General features: G+C 60.9%; 10 protein-coding genes, 1 tRNA gene, 1 other RNA gene and 1 pseudogene. 2 read left to right on the top strand and 11 right to left on the bottom strand.

The window, feature by feature from the left end; translation table 11 throughout:
- Window positions 1-293 precede the first annotated feature (293 nt).
- The 10 genes and pseudogenes from AACP62_RS00830 to ffs all read right to left on the bottom strand — a co-directional run bounded on the left by AACP62_RS00830 (window position 294) and on the right by ffs (window position 12125).
- Complete coding sequence (locus AACP62_RS00830; protein ID WP_339345713.1) at window positions 294-1334, bottom strand: substrate-binding domain-containing protein; 1041 nt, start codon at window positions 1332-1334, stop codon at window positions 294-296.
- A 328-nt stretch (window positions 1335-1662) separates the two neighbouring features.
- A tRNA-Lys gene (locus AACP62_RS00825) sits at window positions 1663-1736 on the bottom strand.
- 95 nt (window positions 1737-1831) lie between these two features.
- Window positions 1832-3352 carry a formate--tetrahydrofolate ligase gene (locus tag AACP62_RS00820; protein ID WP_339345711.1) on the bottom strand — a complete coding sequence of 507 codons (1521 nt, stop codon included), beginning with the start codon at window positions 3350-3352 and terminating at the stop codon, window positions 1832-1834.
- Between the two features lie 39 nt (window positions 3353-3391).
- The gene (locus AACP62_RS00815; RefSeq protein WP_339345709.1) at window positions 3392-4918 is read right to left on the bottom strand and encodes a C69 family dipeptidase; all 1527 of its coding nucleotides are present in this window, start codon (window positions 4916-4918) and stop codon (window positions 3392-3394) included.
- A 193-nt stretch (window positions 4919-5111) separates the two neighbouring features.
- Window positions 5112-5684, bottom strand: coding sequence for a YbhB/YbcL family Raf kinase inhibitor-like protein (locus tag AACP62_RS00810; protein WP_339345707.1), 573 nt, complete (start codon window positions 5682-5684; stop codon window positions 5112-5114).
- 74 nt (window positions 5685-5758) lie between these two features.
- Window positions 5759-6919 (bottom strand): DNA polymerase III subunit delta', encoded by a 1161-nt coding sequence (locus AACP62_RS00805; RefSeq protein ID WP_339345706.1) that lies wholly within the window; start codon window positions 6917-6919, stop codon window positions 5759-5761.
- Window positions 6920-7242: 323 nt separating this feature from the next.
- A pseudogene (gene tmk, locus AACP62_RS00800) lies at window positions 7243-7896 on the bottom strand (dTMP kinase); the annotation flags it as partial.
- On the bottom strand, window positions 7893-10769 hold the full coding sequence (gene topA / locus AACP62_RS00795; protein WP_198187848.1) for a type I DNA topoisomerase: 2877 nt from the start codon (window positions 10767-10769) through the stop codon (window positions 7893-7895). The gene topA and the pseudogene tmk, both read right to left, overlap by 4 nt.
- Before the next feature lie 147 nt (window positions 10770-10916).
- On the bottom strand, window positions 10917-11936 hold the full coding sequence (locus AACP62_RS00790; protein WP_198187846.1) for a phosphatase PAP2 family protein: 1020 nt from the start codon (window positions 11934-11936) through the stop codon (window positions 10917-10919).
- 98 nt (window positions 11937-12034) lie between these two features.
- Window positions 12035-12125, bottom strand: an RNA gene (gene ffs / locus AACP62_RS00785) — signal recognition particle sRNA small type.
- Window positions 12126-12361: 236 nt separating this feature from the next.
- Between ffs and glf the strand changes: the two genes are divergently transcribed.
- Window positions 12362-13540: a UDP-galactopyranose mutase gene (glf, locus tag AACP62_RS00780; RefSeq protein ID WP_198187845.1), complete on the top strand. Its 1179-nt coding sequence runs from the start codon at window positions 12362-12364 to the stop codon at window positions 13538-13540.
- Between the two features lie 26 nt (window positions 13541-13566).
- Here glf and AACP62_RS00775 read toward each other — a convergent pair whose 3' ends face one another.
- Window positions 13567-14277: a TetR/AcrR family transcriptional regulator gene (locus tag AACP62_RS00775; protein WP_155804977.1), complete on the bottom strand. Its 711-nt coding sequence runs from the start codon at window positions 14275-14277 to the stop codon at window positions 13567-13569.
- A gap of 196 nt (window positions 14278-14473) precedes the next feature.
- Here AACP62_RS00775 and AACP62_RS00770 point away from each other — a divergent pair, with 196 nt between their 5' ends.
- The gene (locus AACP62_RS00770; protein ID WP_198187844.1) at window positions 14474-15724 is read left to right on the top strand and encodes an MFS transporter; all 1251 of its coding nucleotides are present in this window, start codon (window positions 14474-14476) and stop codon (window positions 15722-15724) included.
- The last annotated feature ends 6 nt before the right edge of the window (window positions 15725-15730 follow it).

Raw genomic sequence — 15730 nt, 5'->3', positions numbered from 1 at the left:
GTCAACCGGAATCAGACGAGCTGTCACGCGACATTCTCGTCAGCATCGATTCCCGCATCAGCGGTCATCCGCCGCCCGGTCGCCGTGACCGTGAGGTTGATGGCCGGCATTACTCTCCCCCGCAATTCCACGGAAAGTCGACGCTTCATCATCATCCGGTGTACAGCGTTCACGCCATTGGTTTAACGTTTTATCGCTGTCGTATGATTACGATAAAACGTTAAATCATCGCTGTCAACAGAGGCGTGTCAATACCAGTTTTCCAATATCAGGGCTGGTATAGAGCCTTGCAATCAGTCACGATGCAGCGGGCCGACCGAATCCCTGGCAATGAAGATGGTAGGAATAGCTACCATGTGCCGCTCCCTGCTGTCATTGGCCTCTTGCGGCGAAGGAGCCTTCCCGTCATCGTCAGCGGCATTCTCACGGGCCCCGATCAGCTCCAGCACTTCCCGCACACCTCGGCGACCCATCTCCTGGGCCTGTTGGGATATGACCGACACCTGCGGGGTCATAAGCCGAAAGACCTCGATGTCATCAAAGGAAACCACCGAGATGTCCACGCCAATGACGAGCTGACGCTTCTGCATCAACCCGATCATGGTGATGGCGTCCGGCGAGTAGCCGAAGATGACAGCCGTGACCTGGTGGGCCATCAGCACATCCAGCCCCGCCACACGCGAGTCATATCCCCCCTGGCAATCCACGACCGGGCAGTCACAATCCGGCATCATCTCGGCAGTCAGCTCACGGAAGGCGCTCTCCCGCTCATAGAGGGTGGTCGAAGCCAGCGAGGAATGCGAGACGAATCCGACGCGTCGATGACCTTTCTGAAAAAGGGCCTGCAGTGCCTGACGTATACCCTGGCTGGGGTCCGAAACGATGTAAGGCACCGAAGTCAGACCAGGCACCCGTCGATCCACGAAGACCAATGGCAGCCCCCACCTGACTACATCCTCAATACCATGGGTGGGCACCCCTTTGGGCACAACGATGGCCCCATCGATCCGCTGGCCCATGATGTTGCGCAAAAAAGAGTCCTGTCGAGCCGAATCCTCGCCGAAAGAACCAATCAGCGTCGAAATGCCGCGGGCATAGAGCTCCTCCTCCATGGAGGCAACCATGTCGGCGAAATAGGCGTTACGCAAGTCCGGCACCAACAGCCCCACCGTCTTGACCGGATCAGAGCGCATGGCTCGGGCCCGGGAGTCGGGCACGTAACCCATGGACTTGACCATACTCAGCACAAACTTTCTGGTCTTGCTTGAAAAGCGGCCTTTGCCGTGCAGGATCTGCGAAACGGTAGTGGGTGACACCCCCGCCTGCTCAGCCACATCGCGAATGGTCACATACGTCAACGCCAGCCCCCTTATGCCTGCCCAAGAGAGCAGGCTCCCTGCTCTTCTGCCATCATCAAGATACCTCACGACCATCGCCGCGTAGGTGAAGGGCGGCAGACAGGCAACGTGAGGAACACACCAGCCGATTAATCAACAGACCTCAAAGCGTCCCGCTTCGGCAAGATCTCATCTTAGGTCGAGAGTGCCAGAATTCCCCTGATGTAATTTAGTATACATTTAGTATACATTTTGGGGCTTGCAGGCCTTAGCGTAGATAAAGGAAAAGCCCAACAACCATTACGATTGCTGGGCTTTGACTCTGTGCCCCCACGGGGGCTCGAACCCCGGACACGCTGATTAAGAGTCAGCTGCTCTAGCCAACTGAGCTATAGGGGCAGGGCACTTTCAAGAGCCAAGTAGATACTATACACGGTTTCGGCAGGCCCGCAACACGGCGCGTCACAGACCTGTCGAATCCATGCACAGCCTGCTCAGACGATCTTGGGCATGGGCGTGGTCAGGGAAGTGGTCAGGTTCACCTGCAGGAGGCCGGCACCCGTATGGGCCTCGACCTTCTTCAAGGTGACTGTGCGCTTGTCCTGGTCGGCCCGGTCATCGTCGGTCATGGTAGCCGGCGATTTGACCGCCACCACCACCAGATCTTCGAGGGAAACGCCCGCCTTGCTGCACAGGTCGGAGGCCGCCTGGAGGCTGTCCTGGAAGCCCTCACGCTCGACGACCCGATCAGCCGGCACGCCGTAGGCGCTCTGGGCGATCCAGCGGATCCGATCCGGCACGGACATATCATGCAGGCTGGCTGTATCCGCATGGGCGTTCGTGGGCTCCTGCAAGGCCTTGATCAGATCGTCCAGCTGAGGCTCAAGGGCCTTGCCCCCGTCACGGAAGAGGTTGCCCGCGATGGGCTTGCGGAAGCCCAGGCCATCGGCGGTCTCCCGCAAGGAATCCACTTGGTCATCCTCGCCCTCCCAGAGGTTGATCAGCGGGAAGGTGGGGATACCCAGTCCCTCCAGACGATGCACGTGGAAGGGATAGCGCCAGCTCAGCTTGGGATCGTCCCGCCAGGTGGTGGCACGTGTGACGACCACGGCGGCGGCCGGCCACTGGGCCCCATACTCGCGGGCGGCGATGTCCAGCCATTTCTGGGCGCCGGCATCGGCTCCGTAGCCCGCCTCGACGACGACCACGTCATGCCGGGCGCAGGCCATCTCCACGGACACCAGGCTGGGAATGCCGATGGAGACGTTGGCGAATGGCCCGCCATGCACGTAGACCGGGGAGCCCTCCAGGGTCTGAGTGAAGGCTGGCTTGACGGCATCGGTCAGAATGCCGGTGATCCGCCAGAGATCCACAAACTCTCCGAAGGTGACCGGGCGGCCATCCAGGGTTCCCGCGACCATGGCGGCCACGCGCCGTTCGATCTCCTCCATGCTCCGGGAGAGCACCACAATCTGCATGAGCTCGCAGGTGGGCGTCAGCACGGTCCGCTCAGGCAGGTCGCCCTTGCCGCGGTCCACGGTGATCTGCCGCAGGGATCGCGATGGCACCTCACTGACCCGGGGAACCAGGACGGTGTCCAACCGACCCTCGTCCACAGCTTTCTCCGCAAAGGAGACCAAGAGGTTCTGGGCGGATTCGATGGCCGCCATCTCCCCGCACAGACCCCAGTCCACCAGCTCAGGATGCGTCAGGGAGGACTTGCCGCCACCAGAGGCGCCACCCTTGGATCCTGCTGCGGTAATGCCCATGCTGGGCTGACGCAGGACAGCTGCGGCATCCACTCCCCGGGCGCGCAGGGCATCGATCAGGGCGATGGTGGTGGTGGTCTTGCCCTCCCCACGCGATGCCTTGAGCGGGGTGTCTGCGGTAACCAGCAGCACCTGACCATGCTTGCGCGGCATATCCGGATGATCCTGCAGATCCTTCAGGTAGCCGAAAGCATCGATCTTCTCAAACAGGCCATATGGCCTGACGTAATCGTCGAAGCCCGTCATGAGGCTCTCCTCCTTTATGATCCTTGTCGATCGAATGGCTCAGTTGTCGGACAGATGGTATCCGTTGCGCATGCCCATGCTGACTGTATAAAGCACCTGGCCCAGCAGGTCATCGGTCTCCTTGCGCAGGCGGTCGGCCATGTCCTGGTTTGCAGCCTCCAGGACCTGGCGGACCTCGGGGTTGTCCGTGCCCTTATCGGCGCCCTCCAGCCTGGCCACCTGTTCGTCCGCAGCGGCGATTAGACGATGGCCCTCTCCCCCAACACTCTGCTGGTAGCGTTCGACTGCAGCTGAAGTGCCGGCGAAGGCCGAGTCGCACAGTGCAGCGATCAGCCGATCGGACCAGTAGAGGCTGTCGGTGGAGACACGATCCGTAGCGTTGGCGAGATAATCAGGCGTTCTTTCCACATTGGCATAGAAGGGAACCAGTGCATTGAAAGCGTTGGATCCATAGGACATCCACTGGATGGCCCGGCAGGATTCAGGCCGGTAAGGGCGCAGCTGGATCAGGGCCAGCTGGTCGTTGCGGTTGATACCAATGGGCCGGTAGAGCCCCTTGGTGTGCTCGTCGCCGGTCCGCCCATAAGGATCGTAGGGCGTGCCCTGATAGTGGGAACTGAGCAAGTATTTGACATCCTCCACGGTAATCAGACGCTCGGGCTGGCGGCACCAGGGGATGTTGTCGCTGGTGGGGGCATGGTCAGCGTCCGGCCCATCCCAGATCTCGTCATAGGGATTGAGGAAACGCTGCATGTACCAGGCGCGAGGCGTGTTGTATACATGGTCTGAATCGCTATGGGAGCCAAAGGCATCACGGGGATTGAAGGGCGAAGCTGACTCCACAGCCAGGTTCAGGTGGTTGTCGGCAATGAACTCCCGCAGGTCGGCCGAGCAGAGGTGGTCGGTTTGATCCCCGAAAGCGTCGTCCAGATCGAACTCGTCGATGCCCAGCTGGTTGGGCATGGTCACATAGGAGTCATCGGGCACCCGCTTGGCGATCCAATGGTGGCCGCCCACGGTCTCCATCCACCAGATCTCATCCACGTCGCTGAAAGCGATGCCGTTCATCTCATAGGTGCCATAGCGCTCCAGCAGGGAGCCCAACCGCTTGACACCCTCCCGTGCCGAGTGGATATAGGGCAGGACGATGGTGACCAGATCCTCCTCGCCGATACCTCCGGGCACCTCGGCCAGATAGCCCTCATCGCCGGGACGGCCCTGTGCAGGGGTGAGCTCCACCAGCGGGTCTGCACCCAGAACACGCTCGTTGGTAGTGATGGTCTCGGTGGCTGACATGGCCACATTGTCGCTGTTAACGCCTGCTTCGGCCCAGAGCCCCTGATCGAGCACGGCGTTGGGCACCGAAGTGTAACGCATAGGATCCTTGGGCAGATCCATCTCCAGGTGGCTGATCACGCTGCGGTAGTGCTGGGGTTGCTGGTCGGGAGTGACCAGAACGAAACGCTTGGGACGGAACTCTCCGTTGGCTGAATCCTCATTCCGAGCGATGATGGTGGACCCGTCGTAACTGGCATTCTTGCCTATCAGAAGCGTGGTGCAGGGCATGTAAGCGTCTTCCTTTTATCTGGTCGCGGTCAACTGTCATCACCAGCCCGGAGGTCGGAGGATACTTGTCCAACCGACTGCGTGTGTAGACAGGGATGACGTCCGTCTGCGCACTTGGGGCATGGCCTCACTCTAGTGCCAGACAACCCCAATATCAGTCCCAATATCAGGAGATGTGCGCTAAATCAAATCCTCATGCATCGGCGGGCAGCCAGGCCCGAGCTGCTGCGGCTACCGGCTGGGCGGAATGGATGGCATGGGCCAGGGCATTGAGCCAGAACCCCTCCTCCAGGCCGGGCAACGCCTCTTGTGTGGCCCAGACCGACAGCACATAGTCATGAACCCGGTCTGGAGGCGTGGGGCCGTTATAACGCATAAGTACGGCGGGATCGTCGGCGATCTCCTCCTCCATGACCAGGGGCGAGGCCGCCGAGGTGCGTCCTTGGGGCACGCCGGGAATCAGATTAGACAGATTTCTGGAGAAGTCCTCGGGAATGGCCAAAACGGAGCTTCCGCCCGCATCAGGCTGCAGGGCAGCCAGAGCGTCTACGGGCAGGTTGGCCAGGGACCAGTGAATCCAGGGGAAGCCACACACAGGCACAGAGTCAGGATCCACCAACATCCAGTGCAGATAGCGGGCCTCCTGGGGCACATCCTCGAGCCGGAAGGGGAAGGAGACCACGGGACGTCCCTTGCGGGTAAGGGACTGAGGGGCGCGCTTTGCGTACCGATCGGGAATAGTGCCGAAATCAGTGATAATCCTCATGATTCGATTCTCGCCCGCCCAGCCGACGAGGTCAAGTTCATCCTTGGCCGACAATTACGGCAATTGTGTCATACTCAGACCAGCAGAGTGCAGAAAAGGGCTTCGAAGACCAAGAGCGGGGAACCGTTGGCAGCCAGCCTCCTGCGAGCCCGGGCAATCAGCTGAATGCGGTCGATGGCCCCCTGCCTGGAGAGCCTGACGGACAGATCGGCAATTGCCGCCCGATTTTCCAAATTGACCAGGCCGGCCTTTTCCTCGGCGCCATTCTGCAGGACGCCCACATCTCGATAGACGCTGGCCAGGGTGCTTAGGTTACGGTCCAGCACATCCCGGGTCAGTCTGGTGACCCGACGGCGAACCTGATCCTTGCCGCCCAGGGCATGATAGGCCCCACGCAGCTGCCGGGGAATACGTTCTTTGTCCCTAAGCCCGTTGATCTGCCGAAACTCCCGCTCGTCCCTGGCCACCTCATCGTCCACGGTGGCGGTGGCCTGATCCCGAGCCGCATCCACCACTCGGCCAGCCAGGATCACGGCATCCGAAGCACGCCTAAGACCCAGCAGACCCACCACAAGCTCATCACGGTCGGCCAGGACCTGATCCCTGGTAGCGTAGAGACGGGCGATGCCAATATGCCCTTGGGCCAGGCGGGCGGCCTTGGCGGCCAGGGGCCGGTCCACCCCCACCTGATCAGTCAGAAAATCAGCCACTGCAGTGTTGGACGGCACAGCCAGGTTGAGCACTCTGGTCCGCGAACGGATGGTGGGCAGCACATCCTGGGCGCTGGGTGCGCACAGAAGCCAGATAGTATGTTCGGCCGGCTCCTCGATCTCCTTGAGCAATACATTGGTGGTCCGCTCCAGCATCCGATCCACGTCTTCGATGATGATGACCCGCCAGCGCGAGGTTGAGGGCATCTGCTCCGAGGTCATGATCAGCTCCCTGACCTCGTTGATGCCGATGGTGACCTTGTTGGTGGACAGTATGGTCACATCCGGATGGGTTCCAGTCAGAACCTGCTGAGTGACGCGGGTAGGCTGGTCGCTCAATCCCTGATCCGGACTGATCAGGGCTGCCGCGAAAGCTCGGGCCAGGTTGGAGCGACCTGAACCAGGAGGGCCACAGATCAGCCAGGACTGTGCCACCTCGTCATGGCCCTGCGCCTGAGCGGCCACCGTCCGCTTGAGTAGCTCGACCGTGGGCTGCTGGCCCACGATGGCATCCCAGACACTCATCGGGTCTTCCGCAGGAGCCGGGACCGGAGCAGCCAGCGAGCGCGAGAATCCACAGGAACCGAATTGTCGTCAGCATCCCCGCCGACTGTTCCTGCCTCCATGGGCTGGTCATCCTGGTCAGCGTCAGCTTCCGGTGCCTGATCGGACGTATCCGCAACCTCGGTCCAGTCCGACTCGGCACCCTGCTCATCATCCTCATATCCTGCCGTCGATTCATCCTCGTCGGCATCGTCCTGGGCGTCAGTGTCATCAGTGTCATCATCGACATCCGGGAGTTCATCGTCTACCTGAGGCAGATCCGGCTCGCGCCCTTCGACCAACTTGTCCAAATCGTCCTGGATGATCTGCCAAATCTGGTCGATGGATTGGGTGGCATCGATAACCAGGAACCGGTCGGGCTCCTTCTGTGCCAGCTGCAGGAATGCCTGACGCACATGCTGCTGAAAGTCATCGCCAGCCGACTCCAGCCGGTCGGGTTCATGATCCAGACGCGACTTGGACTGAGACGGATCCGCGTCCAGCAGGTAGGTGCGCTTGGGCAGCAAACCCTGACTGGCCCACAAGCTCAGCCGACGAATCACATCCGCCGACAGATCACGGCCTCCGGCCTGATAGGCCACTGAGGAGTCCAGATAGCGGTCGCAGAGCACAATGTCTCCTCGCTCCAGAGCCGGACGCACCACCTGGGCCACATGCTCAGCCCGATCCGCCGCATAGAGCAAGGCCTCGGTCCTGGGGGCCAGATCGTCGGAGGCATCAACCACGTCGGTACCTCCGGTCACGGCGACCGAGGGAAAAGCGGCCAACCCGTGAAGGACGAGTTCCCGAATAGTCAATCCGACAGGGGTACCGCCTGGCTCGCGGGTAACCAGGGACCGCAGGCCACGCTCCTGCAGATAGTTGTGTGCTTGTTGGACCTGGGTGGTTTTGCCTGCACCATCCACGCCCTCGAAGGAAATGAACAAACCATCGCTCATGCCTGATGCTCCCTAGTTTTGGAAGTCTTGGTAGTTTTAGTCTTCTTTGTGGTTTTGCGGGCGCGAGTGGTCGACTTGCCAGCCGTGGATTTGCTGGACCCCGACTTGCGGGCAGTCGACTTTCGCGCGGTCGACTTGCTGGTGGTCCGGCCGCGCCGCTTAGCAGGTCCGGCCGCGCGCTTCTCCGCCAGCAGGCGGAAGGCCACCTCCGGCTCGATGGACTGGGCCGTGTACTGCTTGGGCAGGGTCCTGTTGGTCTGTCCGTCGGTGATATAGACACCATAGAACCCGTCTTTGATGGTGACGGGTTTGCCGCTGTCAGGGTCCGTACCCAGCTCACGAAGAGGAGGCTTGGCCGCGCTCCGGGAACGCCGCCCGTACTTGGGCTGGTCAAAGAGGGCCTTAGCCCCGGCCTGGTCGATAGAGAAAATCTGCCCCTCGTCGGTCAACGAACGCGTCTCGGTGCCGCCATCGGCCTTGGTGGCCGTCAGATAGGGGCCATAACGGCCGTTGCTGGCCGTGACAGTGGCCTGGCTGGTTTCTCCCGTCTTGGCATCAGTCAGTTCGATGCTCCCAACCGTCCTAGGTAGGCTGAGCAGTTTCAGAGCATCCTCCAGGGTGACCGTATCCGGATCCATGGTCTTGAAGAGCGATGCCATCTTGGGCTTAGGAGCAGTCTGTTTGGCCGTGCGTGCAGTCTTGCCGGACGGCTTTTTCTGCTCGGCCGTTTCCTCCTCAGGGCTGATCAGAGCCACATAGGGCCCGAATCTGCCCTTGCGCACCTCGACGCGACCGCCGGTCTGTGGATCCTTGCCCAGCTGACGGGGACCGCCGGCGTTGGCTGCAATCAGCTCATGGCCCGCCGCCACAGTCAGCTCGTCCGGGGCCATAGTGGGCGGCAACGAAGCACGCTTAGGGTTTCCGTCGGCATCCAGGTTAGCCGTATCTTCAAGATAGGGACCATAGCGGCCGACCCTCACCTGCAGACCATCCCCTATCTCGATGGTGTTGATCTTGCGGGCGTCGATGTCTCCCAGCTGGGCCACCTGCTCCTGCAAGCCCTGATGAGCCTGGTCAGCGTTCTGAGCGGCACCAGGGCCCGAGCCGAAGTAGAACCTAGTCAGCCAGTCCTTGCCTCGCTCCTTACCATGGGCGATCATATCCAGGCCGTTCTCCATCTGCGCCGTGAATTGGTAGTCCACGTATTTGGGGAAGTTGGTCTCCAACAATCTGACCACCGAAAAGGCCAGCCAGGATGGGATCAGGGCACGACCGCGCTCGTAAACGTATCCACGATCGATGATGGTCGAAATAATGCTGGCATAAGTGGAAGGTCTGCCGATCTCCTTGGCCTCCAGGGTCTTGACCAGGGAGGCCTCGGTGTAGCGTGCAGGCGGCTGGGTTTCATGTCCCTCAGGCTCTACGGAGGCGGCGCGAAGCACATCCCCCTTCTGGACTGGAGGCAGGGATGAATCCTCATCGCTCTGCTCAGAGCCAGAACCCACAGCCTTGAGGAAACCGGGGAACTTGATGACAGTGCCTGAAGCCTGGAAGAGGGCCGTACCCTCCCTGCCCGCCTGCGCCGACAGGCGGATAGTGGCTGTGGACCCGGTGGCGTCGGCCATCTGTGAAGCCAGGGTTCGCCGCCAAATCAGGGTGTAGAGCTTAAGCTGATCAGGGGCCAGGCGGTCGGCCAGCTCCTGGGGCCTGTGGAAGGTGGAACCGGCGGGCCGGATGCACTCGTGGGCCTCCTGGGCGCCGGCGGTCTTGGTCACATACTGCTTGGACTTGGCCGAAAGATATTCGGCACCGTACTCACGCTCGACCCCCTTGCGGGCAGCTGCGATGGCTTCCTGGGAGAGGGTGACCGAATCGGTACGCATGTAGGTGATGAACCCGTTCTCATAGAGCCCCTGGGCAGCGCGCATGGTAGCCCTGGAACTCATGCCCAGCCGGTTGCCAGCCGTCTGCTGCAGGGTAGACGTGGTGAATGGGGGCTGGGGACGCCGCCGATAGGGCTTGGTCTCCATACCCGTCACCGTGAAGTCCTGATCTTTCAAAGCCTCTGCCAGGCTCCGGGCATGCTGTTCATCCAGCTGCAGGACCTGCTCCTTGGCAGCAGCCTGCGTCAGCTGACCCTTGGATGTGAAGTCCTTGGAGACCGCCAGCCGCTGCTCCCCCAGGCTGATCATGCGCGCCTGAAAACCACTCGACGACGCCGATTCCTTGGCATCCTTCTGCACCAAATGCGCCAGCAGATCCCAGTAGGAGGCCTTGACAAAGGCCATGCGCTCACGCTCGCGCTCCACAATCAGCCGAGTCGCCACAGACTGGACACGCCCGGCACTCAGCCCCGGACCCACCTTGCGCCAGAGCACCGGCGAAAGCTCGTAGCCATAGAGCCGATCCAGCACCCTGCGGGTCTCCTGGGCGTCGACCATGTGGGCATCCACGTCCCTGGTGTGCTTGAGTGAATTCTTGATGGCCTCTGGAGTGATCTCATGAAAGACCATGCGCTTTACCGGCACCTTGGGTTTAAGGGTCTGGACCAGATGCCAGGCGATGGCCTCCCCCTCACGATCCTCATCAGTGGCCAGGTAGAGCTCGTCGGCATTCTTCAGCGCCTTCTTGAGTTCGGATACCGTGTGCTTCTTTTTATCGTCCACAATGTAGTAGGGCTTGAAGCCATCGTTCACGTCTACGCCGAACTTGCCGTAGGCCTTCTTCTGGGAGGCCGGGATCTGCGACGGCTGAGCCAGGTCGCGGATATGGCCCACTGAAGCCATGACCGTGTAGCCCTTGCCCAGGTACCCGCCGATCTTCTTTGCCTTGGTTGGCGACTCAACAATGACGAGCTTATTGCCGGATGCCATGGCCTCTCCTTATATTGTGTTCTTTCGCACGCCATCTTACTCACGAGGTTCCGTCACCATGCAAATCAAGGGGCTATGTGCGCGGGTGTGGATCCCCGAGTTTGATGGTGAATAAATCAGACGCGTTCAGTACGCCAAAAATCAACCTCAGTCATTTTGGGGCGGAGCCGGAGGCCGACCGACAAGGCCCATCCTGGTCAAAGGCGAGGCCGTAATCTGCCTCATCGCCAGAACCAGTCCCAAGGTCAGTGACAGAACCGAGGCCATCATTATGACAGCCGAGCAGTGCACCCCATAGGCCGTCCACCGGGCTCCAATCTCCAGACCAGGACTGACCTGCCAGATAACATAGCAGGCGTAGAGAACCCCCAGGAACCCCGCAACCAACATCAGTGTGGAGACAATCTGGATCGAAGCCGAGGACATTCTGGTCCCAGGAACATCCATCCCGGTGCCTCGAGTGGCGGCCAGAGCAATAAGACAGAGACCAACCGGAATAAGAATGCCCATGATTACGTCTGAGGGGCGGTGCCAGCCGCCCTGGACCAGGGAGCAGCCCACGGACAGGTCAAAGGCGAACCCCACCAAGGCGACCGGAGCCCTCCAAACACGCGGCACCACACAGAGCAGGGCCAGGACCACCGCCAGAGCCAGGATGGTGTGTCCGGATGGAGCCGAGTTGGCTGCGGAGGCCTGGGCATGGATCAGCACAGGGCGAGGCAGGAAGCGTTTGAGAATGCGCGCAGCCCCGTAAACCACCAGAGCATAAACCGCGACCTGGCCAAGCAGCCACCACCGGCGGCGGGCCAAAACTACCGCCAGGGCTACAAGACCCAGCACCACGCAGATCACCACAGTCACATAAGGGATGGTGAACAGTCCCAGGTAGGCTTTGACCAGGGGCGCCTGGTCAAGGAAACCTCGGAAGTTGGTCAGGGCCATGTCGTCATAGGTCTGCCCGGGCACAGTCCAGACGGCCGCCCACCAAACCAAAGCCGACAGACCCAGGCAGGCCAGGCCGGCGACCAGGCACAGGACCAGGGCTGAAATCCGTGGGCGAGAAGTCAGGGGATCCCGGTCAACATGACTGCCATCCTCTTCGGTCTGCTCATTCGGGCTCCGGTACCAGGTCTGCTGTGCTTCGCCCTGCTTGTGCTTGTTGGTCATACCTCAAGACTCTATCCAACCCCTGGGTCGACAGCCGACACCCCGTCCGACTAACGCGTTGTTTTCACGACTCCAGCCAGCTCGGGCAGGACACACATGGAAAACTCCCACGCACCCGCCAGAGGCCACTTACCCTTGCTGCATTCCTGCCCTGGGGGGATTGGGTGACATAACGCCACGTGAGAGCAAGTCACTATGATAGCAGACAGGCTCCACTTGTCCACTGAAAAGCGCCAACCCATCCATGCCAGGTGCGTATTCGGTCGACATTGCCGCCCGCAGCTTCCCTGACCAGATCTGTCCGCTAGCATGTAGGCAACAGGATCGCCGTACTCCAGCGGCTGATCACGGATCATGCCGGAACCTGGCAATAGATAATAGCTAGCCCGGCATCACAGCGACGAGGGATGGATGGCTTAAGACGAATGGCTGACATGGATGCTGATTTGGTGATTGTGGGCGCTGGCCTGTTCGGTCTGACCGTGGCCCAGCAGGCGGTCGAGCACAGCGGGGCCCGGGTACGGATCATCGACGTGCGCGACCACATCGGCGGCAATGCCTACTCCTACATGGACGAGGAGACTGGGGCCGAAATCCATAAGTATGGAGCCCACCTCTTCCACACCTCCAACCGCAAGGTCTGGGAGTACGTCAATCGCTTCACCGAATTCACCGACTACACCCACCGGGTTTACACCACCCACAAGGGCGAGGTCTACCCCCTACCCATCAACCTGGGCACCATCAATCAGTTCTTCCACGCCCACTACACCCCCCAGCAGGCCCGGGAACTGATCCGGGAGCAAGCCGGCGAGCTGGCCGGGACCGACCCGGGTAACCTGAACGACCAGGGGATCAGCCTGATTGGCCGCCCCCTGTACGAGGCCTTCATCAAGAACTACACGGCCAAGCAGTGGCAGACCGACCCCTCCCAGCTACCCGCCTCAATCATCAAGCGGCTCCCGGTGCGGTTCAACTACGACAACCACTACTTCAAGGACACCTGGGAGGGCCTGCCCAAGGACGGCTACACCGCCTGGTTCGAGCGGATGATCGACGACCCGCGCATCCAGGTGAGCCTGAAGACCGACTTCTTCGACAACTCCCAGCCCTGGAACCGGGATGCTCTGGTGGGACAGGTCCCCGTGGTCTACACCGGCCCGGTCGACCGCTACTTCGACTACCGTCTGGGCGAGCTCAAGTGGCGGACCGTGGACTTCAAGGAGCGCCGCTACGACGAGGACGACCACTTCGGCTGCCCGGTCATGAACTTCTCCGATCCTGACGTGCCCTACACCCGCGCCATCGAGTTCAAGAACTTCAACCCCGAACGCTACGACCGGCAGAACCATGAGCGCACCGTGGTCTGGGAGGAGTACAGCCGCTTCGCCGGCAAGGGCGATGAGCCCTACTACCCCATCAACACCAGCGACGACCGGGCCCTCTACACCCAGTACAAGCAACTGGCAGCCCAGCAGCCAAAGGTGATCTTCGGCGGCCGCCTGGGCACCTACGCTTACTACGACATGCACCAGGTCATCAACTCGGCCCTGGATGCCTGGGACAAGAGGATCGCTCCCCTGGTAGGCCCCGCCAAGGACTGAAACAGAACCCGATTCCTGTCGACCCTCTAGCGGCAATCATCCCACTGGGGTGACGGGAAGAGAATGGGTTCCGCCTTTGTCCACAGGGCGATCATGTCGTCGTCGGGATTGGTCAGCGCCTGGATCTGCACCCCATCCATGGTGCAATAAACGGTTCTAATCAACCGATGGAAGGCCGACCGATCCCGATAGGGCTCAGGCAGCTTCCAACGGATTCCGTCCATAAAGTCGATCATCCGGGCATGACGATCACGGTAGTATTCGTGTGCGGGATGAGCCGGATCATGAGCCTCCACAGCCAAATGCATGAAGAGCATGACCAGGACCATACGCTCGGCGTTCTCCTTGATCAGACGACGCAGATAACCCGGCAGCGAATAGAGGGGATGCCCCTCCCGATCTCGACCAATGGCAAGCTCATCGCGCTCACCAGGCTTGGATCCAAAGGTGAAGGAACCCTGGTCGTAGTAGACCTGGATGACCAGGGAGAGCAGCTCCTCGCGCGTGCGGACGTAATGACGCAGTCCCGGCAAGGTCAGACCGACGGCATCCGCAATGGCCTGCATGGAGACACCATAGGTGCCGTAGTAGGCGATCATCTGGGCGGCGACCTGGGCTATCTGTCTGCGGCGTTCATCGGGGGCCATCCGCTGGCGGGCGCCAATCGGGCGGCCCGGAAGGCGTCCAACCTGATCTCCGCCCACCTTGCTACCGGTCTTCCTGTTCGCATCACTCATCAGAATCATCATACCGTTGGCCGACAGACCGTCCTAGGCCGTGCATAGCCCCTTTCTCTGCCCCGTTCCCATGATGGGAACCGCCCGCAAAGACTTGCCCTCTTGCTTATTTTATATTTATAAGATATAAAACAATATGGGAAGCACGGCGCTTCCCCACTGTGCACAGACGCACCGAAAGAGAGGGAGTCGGATAATGACACAAGCCGATTCAGCAGGCGGGCAGGAGCTCGGTACCGCAGCTAAAAGCCGATACTGCATGGCCTTCTTCATTTTCAATCTGTTCTGGATGATGGCCCTGTCCATCGTCGCCTCGGTCCTGCTACCCCAACGCCTGACCGACATCGCTCCGGGGTCCAAGGTGGCCATATCCGGGGTCTTCAACGCCACCACGGCTCTGACATCCCTGGTATCCAACCTGATCGTGGGCAACCTGTCCGACAGGACCCGTTCCGTCTTCGGCCGCAGAACCCCCTGGGTTGTTTCCGGCGGTGTACTGGCCGGTATCTCGCTCTTCCTCATGGGAGTCATCGCCAATGTCTGGGCCATCGGCATCTTCTACTGCCTGGCCATGGTCGGCCTGAACATGATGATCTCGCCAGTGGTCGCCTCCCTGTCCGACCGCGTTCCCGAATCACAGCGGGCCACCATGTCGGCATTCATATCGGCAGGCAACCTGGTGGGCAACTCCCTGGGCACCCTGGTCGGCGCCCGCTTTATCACCATGCAAATCCCAGGCTGGATCATGTCCGGCATAGTCATGGGCGTGGCCGGACTGGTCACAGTGGTCATCTGGCCCAAGGAGCCCTCCTCAAAGGACATGCCCGCTTTGAGCAGCAGCCTGCGCTCCATCCTGGAATCCTTCCGCCCGCCCCGCCACGCGCCCGACTTCTGGATGGCCTTTGTAGGACGTTCCCTGCTCCTGTTCAGCTACTATATGATCCTCAACTACCAGCTCTTCATCCTTCAGGACTATATGGGCCAGTCCGTCAAGGACTCGGCGGCCACCATGTCGACCATGTCCCTGGTGCTGATCGTGGTCTCCATGATCGCGGCCCTGGGAGCAGGCCCGATCTCCGACAGGATCGGCCGCAGGAAGATGCCCGTGGTCATCGCCAGCCTGCTTCTGGCCCTGGGCTATGCCATGCCTTGGATCATCCACAGCCCCCTGGGCATGATTCTGTTCACCGCCATCGGCGGCTTCGGCTACGGAATGTACGGGTCGGTCGACCAGGCACTCAACGTTGACGTTCTGCCCAATGCCGAGGAGGCCGGCAAGGATCTGGGCATCCTCAACATCGCCACCACCCTGGGCCAGATGGTGGGGCCCATGGTGACCTCGCTGATCGTCTCGGTGACCAAGTCCTACCAGCTGGTCTTCCCCACCGCCATCGTCCTGGTGCTGCTGGCCTGCATCTTCATCAGCCGCATCCGCACCATCAAGTAAGGAGTC

It is taken from the genome of Bifidobacterium apis (assembly GCF_036986835.1).
Classification (GTDB): domain Bacteria; phylum Actinomycetota; class Actinomycetes; order Actinomycetales; family Bifidobacteriaceae; genus Bombiscardovia; species Bombiscardovia apis_A.
The sequence above is the reverse complement of the archived record's forward strand: the minus strand, read 5'-3'. Positions and strand labels throughout refer to the sequence as shown.